The organism is Chitinophaga sp. CC14 (assembly GCF_048957795.1).
Taxonomy (GTDB): Bacteria; Bacteroidota; Bacteroidia; order Chitinophagales; family Chitinophagaceae; genus Chitinophaga; species Chitinophaga ginsengisegetis.
In genome coordinates this window covers 1131336-1153390 of record NZ_JARBFY010000003.1, presented here as the reverse complement: position 1 = coordinate 1153390, position 22055 = coordinate 1131336, and the positions used below count along the sequence as shown (strand labels likewise).

Sequence of the window (22055 nt, the reverse complement as noted above, 5' to 3'; positions counted from 1 at the left end):
ATTCAAAAATAGAGCACTTGGAAAAACATCCTGTTTTAGTGGCGCCATCTTTACTGGCAGCAAATTTCCTGGAGCTGGGAAAAGAAGTGGATATGGTAAACCGCAGCGAAGCCGACTGGTTCCATCTTGATGTGATGGACGGAAGGTTTGTACCAAATATCAGCTACGGCTTACCCGTGATTGCACAAATCAGGAAGAAAGCGCAGAAACCCTGTGATGTACACCTGATGATTGAAGAACCGGAAAAATACGCAGCCGACTTCAAAAAGGCCGGCGCCGATATACTCACCGTACACTTCGAAGCCTGTATCCACCTGCACCGGAATATCCAGCAGATCAAAGGTCTGGGTATGAAAGCCGGTGTGGCGCTGAACCCTCACACCCCCGTGGGCATGCTCGAAAATGTGATCCGGGATATTGATGTAGTGCTGATCATGAGCGTGAACCCCGGCTTCGGCGGACAAACATTTATCGAACAAACCTATCAGAAAATAAGACAACTGAGACAACTGATCACAGATAATCATGCACATGCGCTCATTGAAGTAGATGGCGGCATAGGCACCGATAACGCCGGACAACTCATCCAGGCAGGCGCAAATGTATTAGTGGCAGGCAGTGCCATCTTCTCCTCTGCCGATCCTGAAAAAACCATTCACGCACTCAAGACAAGTGCGCAATAATTTCCTTTGATAATGGCTTGGTGAGATATCCTGTTACAAAATTGTAGGCATTCACACGTTCCCTGTCCTTTTCATCAATGGAGGAAGTCAGTACAAAAATCCTGATTTGCTTCGGCAACTGCGCCTGAAAAACAGCATATTCTTCCAGGAACTCCCAGCCATCCATTATAGGCATATTAAGATCCAGCAGTATAAGATCCGGTAAGGCCTGCGCTTCTCCCGCATTTTCCCGGAGAAGATCCAGTACATCCTGTGCGTCGGAAAATACACGGATATTACTACTGATAGCCTGACGTTCGATCATGATTTTGGCAATCTGCTGGTGAATCGGGTCATCATCTACAATAAAAATCGTATTGATTAAACTCATAAAGGGGGTTTATTCTGATCTAAAAGTAATAATAAATTTGGTTCCCTCTCCGGGATGACTTTCTGCTCTTATATTACCACCCATTGCTTCCACCTGGGTTTTAGTGATAAATAAGCCAATTCCCTTCGCATCTTTATTTTTATGGAAGGTTTTACGGAAGCCAAAAAGTTTGTTGCCAAACCGCTCCATATCTATTCCCACTCCATTGTCCTCCACGCTCAGGATGATGTTATCGTTTTCTTTCCAGCTCCGCAAATGCAATGCAGGCGTGCGTTCCGAAGAACGGTACCGGATCGCGTTGGTAATAAAATTCTGCAGGATGCTGTCGAGGTATACCCGCGGGTATTCAATCACCGGCTCATCATCAAAATCATAGGTGATCTGGATATTGCTGGTTTCAATATCTACCAGCAAAACGTCCCTTACCTTCTGTAATCTTTCGGCAAACAACAGTTTTTCTTTCTCCACATTCACATCTTTCCGGATCTGCACCACTTCCACGAGGTCGTTCAGCGTTTCATCAATCTTCTTGATTACCTCATGTACCATGCCCAGGTAAAGATCCCTTTCCTGCTGGGCGGCAGCCTCATTGTGCATTTGCATCAGCGCCTTCAGGTTGGCAATAGGCGCCCGGAGGTTATGGGAGGTGATGTGGGCAAAATCTTCCAGCTGCTTGTTCTGGTTCAGCAGGTTCTTGTTCAGGTTAGACAGTTGCTCGTTCGCCTTCCGCAGCTCTTTCTGCAATTTCCGGCTGTCGGTGATATCACGCATAAACACGGAGATCCCGCCATCCTGCATAGGGGTAAGGAGGAAATCGTACCATTTGTCCACCCCGGGGAAGTAGATGCCGAACGACTGTGACGCCTGCTGCTGGATACATTCCTGCAGCCGCGCATAAAACACGGTGCCGCTCAGGCGCGGAAACTCCTCGAAGATATTGTTGCCCATCGCCACTGGATGGCCGATCATTTTCTCTGCCTTCCGGTTCAGGAAATTGAGGTTCCCTGATTTCTCCATCGCGGCATATCCCATATCAATAGTGTCAAAGAAAAGACGCATCAGCTCCGTGTTCCGGGTAAGTGCGTCCCTGATTTCCAGTTGTTCGGTAATGTCCTGCACTACCCCGTACATGCGTACCATCCGGCCGTTTACATACCCTGGCTGCCCGATGGACCTTACCCTTTTTACCTGTTGTTTGGAAGAAATGATGGTGAGCTGTGCATCGAAGGGCTTTCCCGTTTCTATACATTGCCGCATCAGGCCCTCAAGGTTTTCCCGGGCCTCCGGCGTATAATACCCCAACGCTTTTTCGAGGTCAATGCGGGTGTCTACCGGGCAGTCGTGGATGTGGTACGACTGGTCCGTCCACCGCACCTGGCCACTGTCTACATCCAGCTCCCAGCCGCCTATTTTGCCAATGGTACCGGTTTGCTGCAGGAACTCCTGGTTCTTCTTGATCTCCAGCTCCTGTAGTTTCTTGTCGGTGATATCATTCACCAGCGCTACCACAATCATCTCCTTGTCAACCGGCTCAATCACCGGAAACACGGTCAGGTCAAGGTATACTTCCCTGTCTACGGTCGTCCATCGCTTGTCCTGCGAAAAATCGATCCGCTTTTCCACGCGGAGCAATTTATTCTGTTCCAGGGCCTGCACAAATAATTTGTCCAGCTCAAACATGGTAGCCAGTTCATCGTTCATTACGTTGAAAGGCTGACGGCTGACGGGATGCGGCGAATTAAAGAAGAAGCGTTGTGTTTGATTGATCCGGCGGATAAAGCCAAAATTATCAAACTGGATATAGCCGATAGGCAGGTTCTCGATGATGTTGTCGAGGAGCCGTTCGCTTTTCTGGAGACTGAGTTCCGATAATTTTTTTTCTGTGATATCATCCAGTATCAGGAAGATATTGTCCATATTCCGTTGCTGGTCGGTGAGCGGGAATATGGTGGCTTCAAAGTATACCGGATAAAGCCGGGTAATGTTTTCGTGGTGTTTCTCGCGGTAGCTGAGGAGGATTTCCTTTTTGATAGTCTTCCCGGTTTTCCGGGCTTCTTCAAACATACCGGCGAGGCCATTAAGCCGGTAGAAAGGATCTTTCAGCCATTTATAATCCGGTTGGGTAAAGAAGGCGTGGTGTTTTCCCCAGATCTGCCGTTGGCGGCTGTTCATGTCCATGTTATCGCCATCCGGTGAAAACTGCTGCAATCCGAGGGGCAGGTTTTCCAGCACCTGGCCGTAGTATGCTTCATTACGGGCACGTTTGATTTCAGTGAGTTTACGTTCGGTGATATCGATGCCGATCAGCATGCAGTGTGTAAAGGCGCCGGTTTCACTGAAAAACGGGGTAATGCCTGCTTCCAGCCACAGTTGGGTATCTGCCGCGTTGATAAGAAAACACAGTTGTTCCTGTACCGGTTTGCCTTCCGTCAGGGTTTTCCAGAGATCCTGCCAGTGTTCCGGGTGAGCAGGCCGGAAGAGCGCGGTAAAAGGGCGGCTGGTGAAGGGGCCGTCCGATGGCTGCAATGCCGCTATCACCTGCGTATTAACCGCAGTCACCGCACCCGTTGCATCTATGGTAACAGAGAGTGCAAAGGCATTAATAGCGGTTTCAAGATGCTGTAAGTGGCTGTAATGCTGTTCCAGCATAACTACATTCATATGATAGCAGAATCTAAGATCGTTGTGTCAGGAAACGCCTAAAGTAGGCATTATATAATAAAAAACACTATTAGGCAGGTAAAAGTAATAAAATGTTGCGGAAAGGTCAATTCCCTACAAACGCACAATTAACAGGGGGAAGAGTGGATTGGTTCAATCATTTATCCACTTGTTGTGGATTTTGAGTTTTCCGAAATTGTTAAACGATCAATATCTTTGAGGTAACTTATTACATTATTATTTTTTAAATATTATCAGATGAAAGTTTTGATTATCATGGGTTCCGAGAGTGACAAGCCTGTAATGGAAGAATCTCAGAAGCATTTGCAGTATTTTGGAATTGAAAATGAGATGATAGTGGCTTCTGCTCACCGCAATCCTGATAAAGTAAGGGAGTTGTGTATAACCGCTCAGGAAAAGGGTTTTGGCGTAATTATTGCCGCGGCGGGCATGGCAGCAGCCTTACCGGGAGTTGTATCAGCTTACACTTCGCTGCCTGTTCTGGGAGTTCCTTTAGATGGTGGTTTACCGGGTGGTATTGACGCTTTGTATTCAATTGTACAGATGCCTGCAGGTTTACCGGTAGGTACATTGGCAGTTGGAAAGGCAGGTGCACGTAACGCAGCTATACTGGCCGCACGTATCCTGGCTTTAGGTAATAAAGATATCGCCGCTAAAGTAGAAGCTTTTAAACAGAACGGGTACAGGATTTAGTGATAGCTTAACAATGGCATCCTCCAGGTTATACAAGATTTAAATATATTCGGATTGAAAAATACCGATCATTTCCTGGACAATTAAACCTTAGAATCATTGACTGAATCCATTATCAATTTAGACAGTATTAATCCCATTGAGTTTTTCGGCGTTAACAACGGAAAGCTTGATCTGCTGAAAAAGAAATTCCCATTGCTTAAGATCCTGTCCAGGGGCACCCAGTTAAAATTGAGTGGGGCACCGGAAGAAGTGGCTACAGCGGAGGAAAAAATCGGTCAGATCGTTAAATACCTGGAACGGAACGGTAACCTGACAGAGAACTATTTTGAACAGATTCTGGGAGATGAGGAAGGCACCAGGATCGACAATTTCAGCGAGCGTAATCCCAACGAAGTATTGGTGTTTGGACCCAACGGCAGAACCGTAAGGGCCCGTACATCCAATCAGAAAAAGATGGTAGCGCTGGCCGAAAAGAACGACATCATTTTCGCAATAGGTCCTGCCGGTACCGGTAAAACCTATACCGCCGTGGCTTTGGCGGTTCGTGCGCTCAAAAACAAAGCAGTTAAAAAGATCATTCTAACCCGCCCTGCGGTGGAAGCAGGCGAAAGCCTCGGTTTCCTGCCGGGAGATCTCAAAGAAAAGATCGATCCATATCTGCGGCCATTGTATGATGCGCTGGATGATATGATCCCTGCAGAAAAGCTGAGTTACTACATGACCAACCGCGTCATTGAAATTGCACCATTGGCGTATATGCGTGGACGTACCCTGGATAACTCCTTTATTATCCTGGATGAAGCGCAGAATGCCACCGACCTGCAGATCAAGATGTTTCTAACCCGTATCGGCGCATCTGCCCAGGCCATCATCACCGGTGACCTTACACAGATAGATTTACCCAAAAATCAGCAATCCGGTCTGGAAAGGGCTACCCGTATCCTTCGCAACATCGATGGTATCGGGCATGTGGAACTTGATGAAGAAGATGTGGTAAGACACCGGCTTGTAAAAGCCATCATCAAGGCTTATGAAGCCAATAAAGAAAAATAAGGCATGCGGATATCCTATTATCCGATAGCTGGTTATTTGTTTGGACGGCACAGCCACCAGGCAGATAATCAGCTATCAAAATAACAATTATCTCAATATTTAACTCTTTGTTAACGGCGATTGCCGTAAGTTCACCTGTTTTTATCCGAGGGAGACCTTCAGTCCGGAAGCCTGTGATTGTGCTGAGCTATAGCTGATGACTTTGCAGTATTGAAGTTTACCCCTATTTTTGTTGTGATATATTATAATTTATCGACCGCATGACCAATTTTTTTCGAATCATGACACTGGCATTGATTACAACGTTGCTGTTAGGCAGTTGTAAGAAAAGGGCTTCCCCCGAAGAGGTAGCGCTGGCGTTTATGCATGCGATTCAGGATTCGAACTACGACCAGGCCAGGGATTATGCCACAAAAGAATCCCAACAGGTATTACAGATCTATGCCATCTTTGACGGCCGCCGCAGTGGCGCAGAAAGGGAAAAAATTAAAAACGCCCGCATCGAGGTAGTCAATATCGAAGAAAACGGCGATAAAGCGGCTGTTACAATACTGAATTCCTCCGCCCATCAGAAAGAAGTCCTGCAGATGGTGAAAGAAAACGGCCAGTGGAAAATTTCCCTGACGTTCGACAGCATCATTCCCAATTACACACCGCAAACCGGTGGTAATGCTGCCTTCGACTCTACTGCTTTGCCGGCAGACAGCGCACCTGTTAATAGCCTGTCGGCGCCCGGAAACTAAATAATTACCGCCCTCTTTTGTATTTTACACAAAAGGAAAGGATAATTTTTAGCTATTAACGGCTAGTTCCCTTAATTTTGCCACGCATTAATGATCAGATGTGTGGCTTATTCCTGTTTTTACTTACCGGAAACCTGACCATATCTCCATGAAAAGTGAGGTGAGTACTTTATTCACTTTTCAACATTAATCCAATATTGAACAATAAACCTTAAAGTAAAGTAGATTATTATGATGACAAATCCCTGGCACAGTGTGAGTCCCGGCTCTGAAGTGCCTAATGTTGTAAATGCAATTATAGAAATTCCAAAGGGATGCCGCGCTAAATATGAACTGGATAAAGAAAGCGGTTTGCTGAAACTGGACCGGGTTTTATATTCTTCTGTATACTATCCTGCCAACTACGGCTTTATTCCACAATCTTACTGCGATGACCATGATCCGCTGGATATCCTGGTAATCTCCCAGATCGAATGTGTTCCCATGTGTATCATCGATGCCAAAATCATCGGCGTAATGCAAATGATAGACGGCGGCGAAGCTGATGATAAAATCATCGCGGTAGCAGCCAACGATATGAGCGTAAACTACATCAACGATATTACCGAACTGCCTCCTCACTTCATCGACGAAATGCGCCATTTCTTCGAAGAATATAAAAAACTGGAAAAGAAAACCGTTGTGGTGGAAGAATTCCAGAATAAAGAGAAAGCAAAACAGATTATTCTCCAAAGCTTTGAAGATTACCGTAAAATTTTCAAACAGAGCTAATGCGGAGGATCGCATCCGGCGATTACAAATTGTCTTGGAGCAGGATTAGACTGATTATGCTGATTAAGATGATTTTTACTTTTTTGATTTTTTCCGATATAATAATTAAGGGAGATAGAAGCGGATATCCGCTTCTATCTCCCTTAATCTATTAAAATCACAAGTGATCAAATCTATGAAATCAGTATAATCAGTCTAATCCTGCTCCAAGACAATTTGTAATCGCCGAAAGCGATCCCTCCGCTAAAAGTATCTCTTTATAATCCGCAGATGATGCGTACGTAAACCCGTATCCGCATTTATAATCCCTTCGTTATCTATCGGATCTATCCGTACCTTTCCGGAAGAATGGATAATTTCATGATCGTTCAGCAAAATACCAACATGCGTAATCCGCCCCTCTTCATTGTCGAAAAAGGCGAGATCCCCCAGGCGCGCTTCCTGTAAAAAATCAACAATATGCCCCTGGGTAGCCTGCTGGTAAGCATCCCGCAAAAGCGGAATACCGGATAGCTTAAACACGTTCTGCGTAAAACCGGAACAGTCCACGCCAAAAACACTGGCACCTCCCCAGAGGTACCCCGTATTCAGAAACTGCGTTGCAGCGCTTTTTAAGGCAGTAATATCTACAGGTGCGGGATGGGTAAGCGGAAGGGGCTTATCCTCAAATTTTACAGCAATAGTTCCCCATTGCGTGGAAATGTCGCTGTCGCTCTTCACCAGGCACCCAAATGGCACCAGCATAGGCTGGCCGTTCATGGTAACCCGGTTTACCCAGCCCGGAAAATAATACTTCGCAGGCGCCAGGTACAGCGGTTCATCTATCATTTCCAGGTGGGCAGCTGTGGCCCAGCCGGTATATCCGTCGTATTGGTTTTTTACTTTTACCCAGCCGTCGGGAGCTGTTTCGGTGATCTCCACCCCTGCTCCCCATAAGAGCTGGGAAATCATTTCGCTTTTATGTGAGGCAGTACTCCTTAATGGCGCAACTGGCACAATGACAATGGCGTATGGCATATTAATTGTATAAATCCCTTTTACTATTCAATAATCTTATGCGCTAAATGAACTTTTTCCGCTTTTGTACGTAAATATAAAGTAATAAGTTTATGCAACAACAGTTAACCAATTTATCGGACAAAGAGTTAATATCCCGCGCCAGGAAACAGCTTGACCGGGAGGCAGAAGGCGTATTGATGGACAGGTACAGTCATTTACTGGTTGCTGTTACAATTCCTTATCTGAGTAGCCAACCTAACCTCGACCCCAACATTGTTTTCCCCGCCCTGCTGCAAAGACTAAATGCCAGTCTTAAAACGCAAACCATCTACAAAGCCAACGAATGGATCCTGCATATACAGAAAGGATATCTCGGGAAACCTGAAAAGAACATCCCCTTCTATCCATCCCGCGACGGAAGAGACCTGCTGCATATCGAAAATACGGTAGACAAAGCCGCTACCAATATCATCGACCGCCAGGACCTCATTGTACGGCTGGAACAGGCCCTTCAACGGCTGAGTGCAGATGACAACGCACTAATCACGCAATTCTATCTTGAAAATAAATCCTTTGCCGACCTTACAGCTGCTACCGGGCTTCCCAGGGAGAAGTTAAGATCGCAACTCAAAGCCGCCAAAGCGAAACTTGCCAAGTTATTCATGAACCAGGGATATGCAAAGTAACAAACCGAATAATGAGAAAGTACTGAAGATCTTTTCTGCCATCCGGTGCCTCAGCAGGGACCAGCTGCCCCGTTATATGGAAGGCAGGCTGACCGACGTGGAACGCCACCTGGTAGAACAACACCTCACCGACTGCGATCTCTGCTACGATGCATTAACCGCATTAGAGCAGGAAGAAAACACCGAAAGATACCAGGACCTTACCAATAAGCTGCAACGCTATGTACAAAACAGCATACAGCCTGTCTCGCATGTGCAGAAAATAGCGCAATACACCCGCAAGGAAAAAAACAAGGAACACATGCTCGCCTACTTCTGGATCATTGCCTTCATTGGCCTCGGAATAGGCAGCGTGTACGTATTGCGCGGACATATACGGAACCAGCCACCTGTACGTATCATGGCATCATCCGTGCCGCAAAAAGACTCCGTACGTGAAGAAGTGGCGACGGGCGTTCCACTGGTAACAGCCGCAGAAAATAATGCCGGAACCACAACAACGCCGGCCCCTGCTGCCGCCCCGGCCACGCAAACGTCCGCCAAACCAGCAACTGCCCCGGTTCACCCCGACTCTGCCGCGCTGAAAAAAGCAGCCGCTTTAAAAGCCCTGCAAAAGAAAGCCGCAGCAGACAGTATCAGAAAACATACATTACTGCAAAAACAGGCCGATTCCCTGAAAAAGGAAACCGCCGATAAAGCTGCAGCCGCCAAAGCAAAAGAAGAAGAAAAAAAGCCGGATCAAAAACCGGAACAGAAACCCGTTCAAAAAGAAAAAGAACAGGCGCCCCCACCGGAACCTGCTAAAAGAGAAACACCCTCCACCGCTATTAACAGTGATGAATACCTGTACAAAGCAGCCATGGTATACCAGCAACAGGGCAACCTCAATGAAGCCATTAACAGGTATAAGAGAATAGAATCCGTAAGTTCAGGCAAATACGTGGAAATGGCCCGCTATCAACTCGCTATCTGCTACCGCAGCAAAGGACAGGCAGGCAAAGCCCGCCGCATGTTCAAAGAAGTGATCCGGATGGACGGCTCCATGAAAGCCGCTGCCCAACAGGCATTGGATAGTATGTAAAAAATAAAATATCAAAATAATTATGGATTTTTGCAAATGCTGCATCTAAGATGCAGCATTCCATTTATTAGCCTGTGAATAATCCAGACATACAACAACTAACAGACCAGGAGCTACTGCAACGGTTCAAAGCTGATAATAACAGTGATTGGATAGGTGTGCTGTTTGACCGGTATGCCCTGCTTTTGCTGGGTATGTGCATGAAATACCTGAAGAACGAAGAAGATGCACGCGACGCCGTGCAGCAAATCTTTCTCAAGATGTTATCCGACATCAACAGGCACGACATCCAGTATTTCCGGGCCTGGATCTACCAGGTAACAAAAAATTACTGCCTGATGCAACTCCGGCAGAAACATATGAAATACAAGGAAGAAATCTCCGATAAACATATGGGCGGTATTGCCGCTGATCCCGAAGATAAACAGGTGTACCAGGAAAAGGATATCTTGCTGGAAAATATGGGGCAGGCTATGAGCCAGCTAAACCCCGAACAGAAAATCTGTGTTGAACTGTTTTACCTGCAAAAGAAATCCTATCAGGAAATTGCTGATCAAACCGGGTATAGCCTCCTCCAGGTTAAGAGCTATATTCAGAATGGAAAGAGAAACCTGAAACTTTTATTGGAAAAACAACAACGCGCAAACAAAAGTTAATTTGCATCAATAGTGATATGAACGAGCATTTCAACGATATCTTTGTAACTACAAGCTGTCCTACGCAACAGCAGCTGCTGGACTATGTACAGGGCAAGCTGTCTGCGGAAGAACAACATGAAGTAGAAATGCACCTGTCTGACTGTGAGCTTTGCAATGATGCACTGGAAGGACTGGCTGCGATAAAAGATAAGGAGAAGATTCCCGGATGGATTATCGAAATGAAATGGAGTCTTCTTAAAAAATTACACAAACGATACAGGACCAGGAGAAAATCAGAAAATTATATATCCCTTGCCGTTATTATTCTCTGCATTCTTTTCTTACTGCTCGCATTGTTCTGGGCCTACCATTTCTCTATAAGACATTAGCGGAGGGAAAATATTCCCTCCGCTGTATTTTGCAGCTAGTATAACTTCTTATCTCCCTTTTCTTTCCATCTCCGGAAAACATTCAACGCCTCAGGATCAGGTAAAGCAATCAGCGGAATCTTTTTATCCGTATGATCCTTCTCTATTTCCCGGTAAATAAACGAATCATCAAAATCAATTGCGGCGGCATCTTCCTTCGTATTGGCGTAGTAAACACGCTGCGGCCTGGCCCAGTAAATAGCGCCCAGGCACATCGGGCAGGGTTCACAGGAAGTATATATTTCGCAGTCGTGTAACTGGAAAGTACCCAGCTTCTTACACGCTTCGCGGATAGCCACTACTTCTGCGTGAGCAGTTGGGTCTGTACTTGTGAGCACCTGGTTCCAGCCCTCTCCTACAATCTCATCGCCCCGCACTACGATCGCGCCAAAAGGACCGCCGTCACCGTTGTCCATTCCTTTACGCGACAAGGCAATGGCATGCTGCATAAATCTTCTTTCTCTTTCTCCCGGCATACGCTTACTTTTTGATTTATTCAAATTTAACGAAAGCTGACCACACATAAAAAAGCCCCGCGAAGAATCGCGGGGCTTATCGTTAACTATGTATCGTCGTATTTAGAATTACTTGTTTCTGATTACTACTACGCCATCAAACACATCAATCAACACTGGTTTGGATTTGTCAATATCGCCTGCCAGTATCTTCTTACTTAACAGGTTAATGATCTCCTTCTGGATGAGGCGTTTCAGCGGTCTTGCACCAAACTGCGGGTCGTAACCCTGTACAGAAAGATATTCGAGCGCATAGTCTGAAAATTCCAATATCATGCCATTTTTCGCTACCATATCCTTCAGTTGCTGTAACTGAATGTTAATTATTCCCTTAATTTCACTTCTCAGCAATGGCTGGAACATAATCACTTCATCTACCCTGTTCAGGAACTCCGGACGGATGGTTTGTTTCAGCAATGCCATCACTTCTTCTTTCGTTTTATCTACTATCTCATCCCGGTTGGTATCGTTAATGTTTTCAAAATTTTCCTGGATGATATGGCTACCCATGTTACTGGTCATGATGATGATGGTATTCTTGAAATTCACCACACGGCCTTTGTTATCCGTTAACCGGCCATCGTCCAGTACCTGTAACAAAATGTTAAAGGTATCCGGGTGCGCTTTCTCAATTTCATCCAGCAGTATCACAGAGTATGGCTTACGGCGTACGGCTTCTGTCAGCTGGCCACCTTCATCATATCCCACATATCCCGGAGGCGCTCCTACCAGGCGGCTCACAGAGTGTTTCTCCTGGTATTCACTCATATCTATACGCGTCATCATGTTCTCATCGTCAAACAGGTACTCGGCCAATGCTTTGGCCAGCTCTGTTTTACCAACACCGGTAGTACCGAGGAAGATGAATGAACCGATAGGTCTGCGCGGATCCTGCAATCCTGCGCGGCTGCGGCGGATAGCATCAGACACTGCTATGATAGCTTCTTCCTGTCCTACTACACGCTGATGCAGCTCTTCTTCGAGGTGCAGTAATTTATCCTTTTCGCTCTGCATCATTTTTGATACCGGGATGCCCGTTGCCTTTGCCACGTTTTCCGCGATATCTTCCGCGTCTACTTCTTCTTTAAGAAGACGTTTGTGATTAGCAGATATTTTATTCAGCTCTTCTGTAAGATCTGTTACCAGTTTTTCCTGTTCTTTTATTTTACCATAACGGATTTCCGCCACCCGGCCGAAATCGCCGTTACGCTCTGCCTGTTCGGCTTCCAGCCGCAGGTTTTCAATGGCCGATTTGGCGTTCTGGATCTGGTCCACCACTTCTTTCTCTGCCTGCCATTTTGCCTTGAACGTATTCCTTTCTTCTCCCAGCCGTGCTATTTCTTCACCCAGCTCACGTAACTTATCTTCATCATTTTCTCTTTTAATCGCTTCCCTTTCAATTTCCAGCTGACGGATCCTTCTTTCCAGTTCATCCAGTTCTTCCGGCATGGAATTCATTTCCAGCCTCAGTTTAGCCGCGCTTTCATCGATCAGGTCAATAGCCTTGTCCGGTAAAAAGCGGTCTGTTATATAACGATGCGATAATTCTACCGCAGCAATAATTGCTTCATCTTTGATAAGTACGTGGTGATGACTTTCATACTTCTCTTTCAGTCCACGTAAAATGGAGATGGCATCTTCCACGGAAGGTTCATCTACCAGCACCTTCTGGAAACGGCGTTCCAGGGCTTTATCTTTCTCAAAATATTTCTGGTATTCATTCAGGGTGGTGGCACCAATGGCACGGAGTTCACCTCTTGCCAGGGCCGGTTTCAAGATATTGGCAGCATCCATTGCGCCTTCCATAGCGCCGGCGCCTATCAGCGTGTGGATCTCATCTATAAAGAGGATGATTTCCCCGTTGCTTTCGGCTACTTCTTTTACCACGCCTTTCAATCTTTCTTCAAACTCACCGCGGTATTTGGCGCCCGCCATCAAAGCGCCCATGTCGAGGGCATAAATGATCTTTGACTTCAGGTTTTCGGGTACGTCGCCGTTAATAATCCGGTGGCCCAATCCTTCTACGATGGCTGTTTTACCAACACCGGGTTCACCCACCAGGATAGGATTGTTTTTAGACCTGCGGGAGAGGATATGCAGGGTTCTGCGGATCTCCTCATCACGGCCGATTACCGGGTCGAGTTTCCCTTCCCGGGCCATTTCGTTCAGGTTCTTGGCGTATTTCTGAAGGGTATTGTATTGGGTTCCGCCGCTCTGGGAATTAACGGTATCACCTTTACGGAGTTCCCGGATGGCAGCTTTGAGTCCCTTTTCAGTAAGACCGGCATCTTTCAGCAATTTGGCAGTATCGTCGTTACCGCCGAGAATGCCCAGGAGCAGGTGCTCCACGCTTACAAATTCATCTTTAAATTCCTTGATGGCTGCTCCTGCACGCAGGATCACGTTGTTGGCGTCGCGGCTGAGCGACTGACCGCCCTCGCCTCCCACCATACGGGGGTATTTATTGATCTGCTCATTTAACTTATTATTTACAAATGAAGTGTTTACATCATTCTTCTTTAATAAGTATTCAATCGGGCTATCTTCATCATTTAATAAAGCTTTGAGCAGGTGCCCGGTTTCAATAGACTGATTTTGATTATTAAAGGCCAGTTGCTGGGCCTGTTGCAGTATTTCCTGCGATTTTATAGTGAAATTATTCAAGTTCATATGTGTTGTTTTTTCTCCTTTTTTGATGTTATCAAACGTCTTCTGGTAACAACAAACCATGATCCAATGTTGCAACTCCGGAAATTATGACATATAAGGGAAAGGATTACTGCATTTTTAGCAGAAAATTAGTCCAGTAACTGCTAATTTTTCATTACAACCGCCCGGTTATTCCGGGTATATTTACCGTTTACCTATAATATGTTATGAAAAATATATTTGCCTGTATCGTATATGCAGCACCGTTATTCCTGCTCTCCCCGGTGCTGGTAGCGCAAAAGAAGCCGGCTATACCATTGCTGGTATCCACACACCCTTCCGCAACGGCCGGCAAGCCGTCCATGAATTTACAAGCCGCCGTTGCAATGGCCCATGTATACCAGCAGCAGCAACCCGGAAGAAGCGTTGAAATCCGGTTCCAGCCCGGTACTTATTTCCTGGACAGCACCCTGTTGCTAACTGCCGGCTATTTTAACGGCAACGTTACCTTCCGGCCGGCCGGCCAACCGGGCACAGTAACCCTCAGCGGCGGGAAACCATTACAGCTGCAATGGGCTCCCTGGAAAAATGGCATCTACAAAGCAGCCGTAAACATCCCTTTTGAGTTCAGCCACCTTTATATTAACAACACGCAACAGGTCCGGGCGCGCTACCCCAATTACGACAGCAGCGCGAAACATTATAACGGCACCGCAGCAGATGCGCTGAGCCCCGCCCGGATAAAAACCTGGCAGCATCCCGAAGGCGGCTATGTACACGCCCTCCACCGGGCGGAATGGGGTGGTTATCATTACCGCATCACCGGTGTAAATGCAGATGGCACGCTGCAACTGGAAGGCGGCTACCAGAACAACCGCCAGATGGGTATGCACGAACAACATCGCTTTGTAGAGAATATTTTTGAAGAACTGGACGCGGAAAAAGAATGGTTTTATGATAAAGCCACCCAAACACTTTACTATAAACCAGCAGCAGGTACCAACCTGCAAACAGCTACGGTAGTGGTTTCCAGGTTATCTGAAACGGTGGTAATGAAAGGAGATGCTGCGCATCCCGTTAAAGATATCACGTTTAAGGATATACGTTTTGCGCATACCAATGCCACGTTCATGGATACACGGGAACCGCTGCTGCGGAGCGACTGGGCCATTTACCGGGGCGGCGCCATACTGCTGGATGGCACCGAGAACTGCGTTATTACCGGCTGTGAATTTGACCACAACGGAGGCAACGCTGTTTTTGTCAGCAATTACAACCGCCATGCGAATATCAGTCATTGTAACATCCATGATGCCGGCGGCAGCGGTATTTGTTTTACCGGCAACCCCGATGCAGTAAGAGCGCCCTTGTTTGAATACAATCAATCGCCCGTATTTGCCGGTATGGATACAGCGGCAGGCCCGCAAAGCCCCAACTATCCGGATTCCTGCATGGCATACGATAATCTCATTTACCGTACCGGCCGTATAGAAAAACAAAGCGCCGGTGTGCAGATCTCTATGGCAATGGATATCACCGTATCGCACAATACCATTTATGATGTGCCACGTGCAGGCATTAACGTTAGTGAAGGCACCTGGGGCGGACATGTCATTGAATATAACGACGTATTTAATACGGTGCTGGAAACCGGCGACCACGGAGCATTCAACTCCTGGGGGCGCGACCGCTGGTGGTACCCCGACCGGCAGGTAATGGACAGCATGGTTGCACTGCATCCCTGGTTGGTGAAACAGGACGCTGTAAAAACAAACATCCTCCGCAACAACCGTTTCCGCTGTGATCATGGCTGGGATATTGACCTGGACGATGGTTCTTCCAATTATCACATCTATAATAATGTTTGCCTGAACGGCGGACTTAAACTGAGGGAAGGATTTTTCCGTACGGTAGAAAATAATGTGATCCTCAATAACTCTTTTCACCCGCATGTGTGGTTTGAAAACAGTCATGATATTTTCCGCCACAACATTGTAACCAGCAGCTATAAACCGATTGGTATTAAATACTGGGGAGATATCATTGATTATAATGTGTTCCCTGATGCAGCCGCCATCAATACACCCACTGATAAACATTCACAGGCAGGCAACCCCTTGTTTGTGTCACCGGCAACGGGCAACTACCAGGTAAAACCAGGATCGCCCGCATTAAAAGCAGGGTTTAAAAATTTCCCGATGAACCAGTTTGGCGTGGTATCCGCCAACCTGAAGGCGCTTGCCCAAAAAGCGCCGCTGCCTGTATTGAAAGCGGCAACCGCTGCTTCCTCCAATATCAGCAACTGGCTGGGTGCCCAGGTCAAGAATATAGAAACACTGGGCGAACGCTCTGCCGCAGGCTTACCGGACAACAAAGGCGCCTTCCTGGTAGCGGTACCGGAAAATTTCAGGTACCCGGTAAAAACGGGCGATGTGATTTTACAGGTAGGAGAAAGAAATGTGAATAATGTGGATGATCTGCTAAAAGCCAGTACTTTCTACGCAAATAAAAAAGTACCGCTGGTCGTATTCAGGAATCAGCAGCGGGTGAATATCAATCAATAAAAGGGGAAAGCGCTTACATCTAATTAAGGGTCAATATATTACAAGCATCCAGATATATGTTAAAACTTATATCTGGATGTTTATTATTAGGGGAATCAAACAACCCGGCCGCCTCCGTTGTTATAAAAGTCCTTGAAGTACAAACTGTACATTCCTGCTTACAGCCGGATGATTCAGCGTCAAAAACTGGTCACCACATTCTTCATCACTAAACCCTACAATTATGTCTTTCGATTTACTGGAAAGCGCTAAAAGTATTTTCAACAACAATGTCGTTAGTCAGGCCTCCTCACAACTTGGAGAAAGTGAAGGCGGCATTCAGAAAGCCATCAGCGGTATCATACCGGTTGTACTAGCCGGCCTTCTCAACAAGGCAGGATCCTCCGGAAGTGCCGGCGGTTTACTCGACCTCGTGAAAGGAGTAGCAGGTGATGCCAACCCTTCGGCCATTACCGGTGCACTGCAGGGAGGTACGGGAGGCTTGCTCAGTAAAGGCGCTGATTTGTTGCGCAGCCTGTTCGGCGACAAAGTAGGTTCCATTACAGGCATGTTATCCTCCTTTGCCGGTATCAAGGAATCATCTGCCAATACCCTGCTGCAATCTGCTGCGCCGGCAACGCTGGGTACAGTAGGACAGTACGCGGCCCAAAACAATCTTTCTCCCAATTCCTTTCTTTCCCTGCTTGACTCACAAAAAGATAAAATACTGGGCGCTATACCCGGTGGACTGAACATTGCCGGTATACTTGGCCTGGCCAACATCGGCGACCTCGGCAAAAAAATCGGCAGCCTGCTGCATATGGATACCGCCACTACTACCGCCGGCGCCGTAAATATCAAACCGGACGCCAAACCCGGCAGCAGCCGCTGGCTATGGTCCCTGCTGCTCATCCTCATTGCCATCATCCTGTTGTGGTACCTGATGCGCGGTTGCGGCGCCAATAAACACGATGGTATTCCGGTTACGGATAGTGTTACCACCAGCCAGCTTGCAGATTCAGCTACCATGACCGTTACAGAAGGCGGCCCGGTAGTTACCCGCGAAAGTATCAAAGTAACCCTCCCCGACGGCGTTGTACTGGATGCATATAAAGGAGGTATAGAAGATCAGCTGGTAGTATTCCTGAAAGACAACAGCCGCGCAGCAGGCAAAGATGTATGGTTTGATTTCGATAACCTCAACTTCAAAACCGGCAGCGCTGAACTGACAGAAGAAAGCATGAAACAGGTAGGCAATATTGCCGCTATTATGAAAGCATTCCCCAAAGCTAAAATAAAGATCGGTGGCTATACCGACCGCACGGGCGACAGCACCCTTAACCTGCGGCTGTCTAAAGAACGCGCTGAATCTGTAGTCACTGCATTAAAGAAAAGTAATACCAACGCCGCGCAGTTACTTGGCGCAGAGGGCTATGGTTCTCAGTTTGCAAAGGCCGCAGCTGATGCACCTGAAGAAGAAAGGAAAAAAGACCGGCATATTTCCGTTAGTGTACGCGAAAAATAAATTCATATAAATACGAAGGGAAGGCCATCCAGCCTTCCCTTTTTTTATTCTTTTACCAGCACCAGCCGGCTCCTGTCTGCTCTTAGCATAGTAGCATAAAACTTCACCAGTTCCGGGTAATCTGCCGCCGGGAAAATCCCCGCCTTCCCTTCTACTTTTCGTATATAGCTCAGCGTATTTCCCTTGATAGAAACCGCAGCATTATAACTGCCAAATTTCGCGGTTACGGTTACCGGCGCCGGCAGTGATTCCGGTTTATACCCTGCCGGCAACGTGATGGTCACGCTATCCACGTCCCGGTAAGCAAAATCGATCTTAATATCCGACTTGCGGGTTGCGTCGGGTTCCAGCTTCACACCACCGCGTGTAAGTATATTGGGGACAAGGAATATTCGTTTGCCCGTTACCGTTGCATAGTTGTTTCCTTTGATGTCCAGTTTCTCTTCAATGGAAGGAATGGGTGTGTTCAATTCAGCGCAGTGGTAATTACTGATATCATAACTGGAAAGGTTCAGTCCTTTCCGTAGTATTTCCAATTGCTTTTCCTGGCTTAGCGAATGCAGTCTTTCATGCAAATCATCCTGTTGCAGCCCACTGTAAATGGTCGTCGATTTAATATCAATGTTACCGGCAGAGTCAATAACAGCATTCACATGACGGATCTGTTCATTGCAATCCATTCCGTAAACAGGGGTGTGTATTAATTTACTGTCCTGTGCATCTACCAACAATACCGGCCGGTTGTCTGTAAACTGGCTCAGGTAGCCGGCAGGAAGCGTGTTACTGGTACATTCCAGCCAGGTAGTGTCTTGCACGTCCGGCACACAAAGGATGACGTGATTAAACTGCGAAGACGGGAAATCTTCACGCAGGGTATGCTTACCTTCTCCTGATTTTACCAGCACACAGTTGGATTTAATCCCGGCTTCTTTTAACATCGCCATCATATAGTTTGACAACGCCTTACAATCACCATAGCCATTAGCGGCTACAGACGCGGCATCAAAGGTTTGCCATCCGCCTATCCCAAAACTTATGCTGATATAACGGTTATTCTGCTGAAGGAACTTATACAGCACCCTGATCTTTTCCTGGCGGCTGTTGATGCCATCTGTCAGTTCACGCACTTTAGCTTTGATATTATCAGGCAACACGTCCCGTCCTTCATTGAGCTTGTATATAAAGCTTCCAAAATCTTTCCAGGTAGTCATTTTGCCCTTATAGTGCCCCATCTCGAAATCAGTTGCGCCCAGGAAAATGCTTGGCGTACGTTGGTATAATTCCGCCGGGTAAACCTCATTCTTCAGCGCTGTCAGTTGGCTGATCTCCCAGGTGATGCTTTTGTTGCCTTTATCGGTGGTGATGACAGGTTTACCAGCATAGAGGTAACTGCTGTAACGCAGTTCATAGTTTTCCGGGTAAATAACCGTTAAACGACCCTTTTCTACAGTAGCAAAAATATTATCTTGTGGCTGCCACCTCGGCATTATGGCCGTTGTATTACTACGCGTCTCTGTTTCATACTCCACCGTGTAAGGATACACGTTATGATAGAACTGGTGCAGCTTCGCCCGATCGTCTGTCATCAGACTGCCACCGCCAACAGCACTTACATCGCGCATATCGCTTTGTTTCAAACGTTTCACCAGCTTGCCTCCGGCGTCATATAACGCACCACTGACAGAGCGGATCTCTATCAGCTGATCATAATATACTACCAGTTTCGCATAGTCTGCGCCGGCTTCATCCAACACTGTAATCACCTTATGCGATACCAAACGTATATCCGTGAGATCATTGATTTTCAACGTCTGCTCGTCGAGTCTTATTACCACGTGTGCATTCGCTCTCAGTGAATCAGGAATAGCACTCACGGGATAAACCGGGTCTCCTGCCAGCACCACCTGCGACACAGCAACAAGGAAAAACAGGATCGCTATTGATAATTGCTTACGCATACTTTACTTTTTCTTTTTTAACACAATCTGTTCTGCTTCTTTCTTTACCACCAGGTCATAAAAGTCGCGCAGGGTTACATACTCTTCGGGTTCAAAGTTGGCTTTGTTTAATCTTACCCGGCAGCGCAGTTGTATGTGATTTTCTACTTGCTGGATAAGGTACTGAAACTGGCCTTCGTCGCCATTATAGTTTGCTACTGCCGATTTCGGCAGTTCATCTACTACATAGCCCTCCGGCACGTCCATATTAAAAGAATACACTTCATCAGATACGCTGTTCATTTCTACAGGGAACTTGCGCTCCATCGCTTTGAAGGGGTTGCTTCTATAGGCTTCCGACAACAGCGGGTTGATGTACAACACTTCGCCATCGCCTACCTGCAGCTTAAAATCGTATTTTACCATCACGGGCGACTCCAGTTCTTTCAAATCCTCTATCGCTTTATTCTCCAGTTCTATTTCGCCGGTATAGGATTTTGTTATCCGCTTAAAGAACTCTTCCGGATCTTCATCTTTTACTGCCGTCCTTATTTTGTAAGAATCAAAGTAGGTAGGCCGTTGCATAAAAGAGCCCGACACCATACCGTTTTCTATTTTACCCAGCACAACACTGGTAAACCGTTGTTCTTTCAGGGAGTCCGCTCCCAGGATCACAGGAGTGGCAAAATCATCCAATGAACGGGCGGCGCCGTTGTAACATTCTGCCGGCAGCTTTCCGAAGCCCAGCAAAGGTCTGGAGGCATCCAGTTTCAGGTATTCTTCTCCCAGGTTTACACCGGCAATCACATAATTGAAGTGGGTATACAAAGGATAAAACTGGTATACATATCCATTGCTGCGGGTACTCAGCAGTAATGGGGTAGCAAAAAGGTTGGCTTTCTTCAGCATAGCCACCAGCAACATGTTGATGTCGGACACATTCCCGTTCTTTGAATTAAAAACGGTTTTTAGTGATTTTTCCATCCACAGGGCGTTGTGATCGGTGCAGATGAAATTATCGCGGACCCAGGTATAGATTTTCTGCACTTTTTCCTTATCGGTTTTAGCATCTTTTACCAGTTCGTCTACTTTATCAGAAAGGAATCCATTGTAGGTAGTGAGCACTTTACCCAGTTCTTCCTGTTTCATCAGGTCTTTCATCAGCTCCTCCCAGGTGCTTTGAACCGGCTTGCGCGGCTCTCCGGGCCAGTTGTAGGCAGACAACTGGAATTCTACCCGGTTTACATAGTTATCGGTAGTGGTGATATAACTCTCTTCATTAATCGGCGGCACATCTTTCAGCGCCCATTTATAAGTGGTGATGGAAGGCGTTACCGTTACCAGGTTGGAAGGCCCGGTAGCTCCATGCGATTCATTACGGAAGGTAAAAGTGGAACGGGAATACGTTTTTGTTTTTACCACATATGGCTCATATCCCTGCGGGATGAGCATATAGTCGAAGTACTCCGGGATGGCCACACTATATTCGCTCCACAGGCGGGGATATTGCCCCTGGAAATTCCAGGCCCGCAAGTGCCGGTAAAATGGGGAAGCAATCGAATAAGTGTATTCAATGATAGTGCCTTCCTTTACTGCGGGCAGGGTGAATTTCTTTATCAGCAGGGATTTATCCTGTTTGTCGTTGAATACATTTTTGCTTTCCATTTTTGTTTCCACCACTTCCCCGTTTTCGAGGTTGTAGGCAGCTGCTTTCAGGTTCAGCAATTTCTCTTCCGACGATTCTGATTTGTATATCGGCACCAGAACGGTAGCTACATCATAGCCGTTTGGATCAACGACCTTGATGCGCCGGTGTACTTTATACACGAGGCGAAGGTCGTTTCCATCCGACTCAAAAATGGAGGAGCCGATTTCAGACAGGATGATGGCGTGGGCGCCGGTATCTTTCTCTGATCTCTTAATAGCAAATTCTTCTTTGGAAACCTTACCAAATTTCATTTTACTTCCGTCCTGGGCAAAGGAGGACAGGGCGAACAAACAGCTGACAATGGGAGCCAGCGTAACAAAGGTATAGCGCATACAGTTAACGGGCATA

At 46.7% G+C, this 22055-nt stretch carries 18 protein-coding genes; 11 read left to right on the top strand and 7 right to left on the bottom strand.

All coding sequences use genetic code 11. The features are described from left to right. Window positions 1-17 precede the first annotated feature (17 nt). A complete protein-coding gene (gene rpe, locus PV783_RS14735) occupies window positions 18-683 on the top strand; it encodes a ribulose-phosphate 3-epimerase (protein ID WP_079468140.1) in 666 nt (221 codons plus the stop codon). On the opposite strand, the gene PV783_RS14730 is transcribed toward rpe, so the two are convergent. Next, window positions 664-1053, bottom strand: a complete 390-nt coding sequence (locus PV783_RS14730) for a response regulator (RefSeq protein WP_079468141.1) — start codon at window positions 1051-1053, stop codon at window positions 664-666. The genes rpe and PV783_RS14730 overlap by 20 nt on opposite strands. Before the next feature lie 9 nt (window positions 1054-1062). Further along, on the bottom strand, window positions 1063-3714 hold the full coding sequence (locus PV783_RS14725; protein ID WP_420988551.1) for a PAS domain-containing protein: 2652 nt from the start codon (window positions 3712-3714) through the stop codon (window positions 1063-1065). A 258-nt stretch (window positions 3715-3972) separates the two neighbouring features. Between PV783_RS14725 and purE the strand changes: the two genes are divergently transcribed. From purE to PV783_RS14705, 4 genes are all read left to right on the top strand, one after another. Further along, the gene (gene purE / locus PV783_RS14720; protein ID WP_079468143.1) at window positions 3973-4428 is read left to right on the top strand and encodes a 5-(carboxyamino)imidazole ribonucleotide mutase; all 456 of its coding nucleotides are present in this window, start codon (window positions 3973-3975) and stop codon (window positions 4426-4428) included. 99 nt (window positions 4429-4527) lie between these two features. Continuing rightward, the gene (locus tag PV783_RS14715) at window positions 4528-5484 is read left to right on the top strand and encodes a PhoH family protein (protein ID WP_079468144.1); all 957 of its coding nucleotides are present in this window, start codon (window positions 4528-4530) and stop codon (window positions 5482-5484) included. 260 nt (window positions 5485-5744) lie between these two features. Then, the gene (locus PV783_RS14710; RefSeq protein WP_079468145.1) at window positions 5745-6227 is read left to right on the top strand and encodes a DUF4878 domain-containing protein; all 483 of its coding nucleotides are present in this window, start codon (window positions 5745-5747) and stop codon (window positions 6225-6227) included. 231 nt (window positions 6228-6458) lie between these two features. After that, on the top strand, window positions 6459-6998 hold the full coding sequence (locus tag PV783_RS14705) for an inorganic diphosphatase (RefSeq protein ID WP_200817196.1): 540 nt from the start codon (window positions 6459-6461) through the stop codon (window positions 6996-6998). A gap of 243 nt (window positions 6999-7241) precedes the next feature. On the opposite strand, the gene PV783_RS14700 is transcribed toward PV783_RS14705, so the two are convergent. After that, window positions 7242-8015, bottom strand: coding sequence for a C40 family peptidase (locus tag PV783_RS14700; RefSeq protein WP_420988550.1), 774 nt, complete (start codon window positions 8013-8015; stop codon window positions 7242-7244). Window positions 8016-8107: 92 nt separating this feature from the next. On the opposite strand from PV783_RS14700, the gene PV783_RS14695 reads away from it, so the two are divergent. From PV783_RS14695 to PV783_RS14680, 4 genes are all read left to right on the top strand, one after another. Then, complete coding sequence (locus tag PV783_RS14695) at window positions 8108-8683, top strand: hypothetical protein (protein WP_079468148.1); 576 nt, start codon at window positions 8108-8110, stop codon at window positions 8681-8683. Then, on the top strand, window positions 8673-9764 hold the full coding sequence (locus PV783_RS14690) for a tetratricopeptide repeat protein (RefSeq protein WP_420988549.1): 1092 nt from the start codon (window positions 8673-8675) through the stop codon (window positions 9762-9764). Before PV783_RS14695 ends, PV783_RS14690 begins: the two co-directional genes overlap by 11 nt. 74 nt (window positions 9765-9838) lie before the next feature. Next, window positions 9839-10420, top strand: coding sequence for an RNA polymerase sigma factor (locus PV783_RS14685; protein WP_079468150.1), 582 nt, complete (start codon window positions 9839-9841; stop codon window positions 10418-10420). A 17-nt stretch (window positions 10421-10437) separates the two neighbouring features. Beyond that, window positions 10438-10791 carry an anti-sigma factor family protein gene (locus PV783_RS14680; protein ID WP_420988548.1) on the top strand — a complete coding sequence of 118 codons (354 nt, stop codon included), beginning with the start codon at window positions 10438-10440 and terminating at the stop codon, window positions 10789-10791. A gap of 35 nt (window positions 10792-10826) precedes the next feature. Here the strand turns inward: PV783_RS14680 and PV783_RS14675 are convergent, their stop codons facing one another. Continuing rightward, window positions 10827-11306 carry a nucleoside deaminase gene (locus PV783_RS14675; protein ID WP_363435026.1) on the bottom strand — a complete coding sequence of 160 codons (480 nt, stop codon included), beginning with the start codon at window positions 11304-11306 and terminating at the stop codon, window positions 10827-10829. A gap of 108 nt (window positions 11307-11414) precedes the next feature. Continuing rightward, window positions 11415-14015 carry an ATP-dependent chaperone ClpB gene (clpB, locus tag PV783_RS14670; RefSeq protein WP_079468153.1) on the bottom strand — a complete coding sequence of 867 codons (2601 nt, stop codon included), beginning with the start codon at window positions 14013-14015 and terminating at the stop codon, window positions 11415-11417. A 206-nt stretch (window positions 14016-14221) separates the two neighbouring features. Between clpB and PV783_RS14665 the strand changes: the two genes are divergently transcribed. Next, entirely contained in the window at window positions 14222-16558 is a 2337-nt protein-coding gene (locus PV783_RS14665; RefSeq protein WP_420988547.1) for a right-handed parallel beta-helix repeat-containing protein, read from the top strand. A 223-nt stretch (window positions 16559-16781) separates the two neighbouring features. Beyond that, window positions 16782-18062, top strand: a complete 1281-nt coding sequence (locus tag PV783_RS14660) for an OmpA family protein (RefSeq protein WP_363435017.1) — start codon at window positions 16782-16784, stop codon at window positions 18060-18062. A 44-nt stretch (window positions 18063-18106) separates the two neighbouring features. Here the strand turns inward: PV783_RS14660 and PV783_RS14655 are convergent, their stop codons facing one another. Together PV783_RS14655 and PV783_RS14650 are read right to left on the bottom strand one after the other, a co-directional pair. After that, on the bottom strand, window positions 18107-20020 hold the full coding sequence (locus PV783_RS14655; RefSeq protein WP_420988546.1) for a DUF3857 domain-containing protein: 1914 nt from the start codon (window positions 20018-20020) through the stop codon (window positions 18107-18109). Window positions 20021-20023: 3 nt separating this feature from the next. After that, a complete protein-coding gene (locus PV783_RS14650) occupies window positions 20024-22054 on the bottom strand; it encodes a DUF3857 domain-containing protein (protein ID WP_159454180.1) in 2031 nt (676 codons plus the stop codon). Window position 22055: the final 1 nt, after the last annotated feature.

What these genes read in the sequence shown, in the direction of transcription:
- PV783_RS14730 (WP_079468141.1), bottom strand. Translation starts at nt 1,053, where the DNA reads ATGAGTTTAATCAATACGATTTTTATTGTAGATGATGACCCGATTCAC.
- PV783_RS14725 (WP_420988551.1), bottom strand. Translation starts at nt 3,714, where the DNA reads ATGAATGTAGTTATGCTGGAACAGCATTACAGCCACTTACAGCATCTT.
- purE (WP_079468143.1), top strand. Translation starts at nt 3,973, where the DNA reads ATGAAAGTTTTGATTATCATGGGTTCCGAGAGTGACAAGCCTGTAATG.
- PV783_RS14710 (WP_079468145.1), top strand. Translation starts at nt 5,745, where the DNA reads ATGACCAATTTTTTTCGAATCATGACACTGGCATTGATTACAACGTTG.
- PV783_RS14705 (WP_200817196.1), top strand. Translation starts at nt 6,459, where the DNA reads ATGATGACAAATCCCTGGCACAGTGTGAGTCCCGGCTCTGAAGTGCCT.
- PV783_RS14700 (WP_420988550.1), bottom strand. Translation starts at nt 8,015, where the DNA reads ATGCCATACGCCATTGTCATTGTGCCAGTTGCGCCATTAAGGAGTACT.
- PV783_RS14695 (WP_079468148.1), top strand. Translation starts at nt 8,108, where the DNA reads ATGCAACAACAGTTAACCAATTTATCGGACAAAGAGTTAATATCCCGC.
- PV783_RS14690 (WP_420988549.1), top strand. Translation starts at nt 8,673, where the DNA reads ATGCAAAGTAACAAACCGAATAATGAGAAAGTACTGAAGATCTTTTCT.
- PV783_RS14680 (WP_420988548.1), top strand. Translation starts at nt 10,438, where the DNA reads ATGAACGAGCATTTCAACGATATCTTTGTAACTACAAGCTGTCCTACG.
- PV783_RS14675 (WP_363435026.1), bottom strand. Translation starts at nt 11,306, where the DNA reads ATGCCGGGAGAAAGAGAAAGAAGATTTATGCAGCATGCCATTGCCTTG.
- clpB (WP_079468153.1), bottom strand. Translation starts at nt 14,015, where the DNA reads ATGAACTTGAATAATTTCACTATAAAATCGCAGGAAATACTGCAACAG.
- PV783_RS14665 (WP_420988547.1), top strand. Translation starts at nt 14,222, where the DNA reads ATGAAAAATATATTTGCCTGTATCGTATATGCAGCACCGTTATTCCTG.
- PV783_RS14660 (WP_363435017.1), top strand. Translation starts at nt 16,782, where the DNA reads ATGTCTTTCGATTTACTGGAAAGCGCTAAAAGTATTTTCAACAACAAT.
- PV783_RS14655 (WP_420988546.1), bottom strand. Translation starts at nt 20,020, where the DNA reads ATGCGTAAGCAATTATCAATAGCGATCCTGTTTTTCCTTGTTGCTGTG.
- PV783_RS14650 (WP_159454180.1), bottom strand. Translation starts at nt 22,054, where the DNA reads ATGCCCGTTAACTGTATGCGCTATACCTTTGTTACGCTGGCTCCCATT.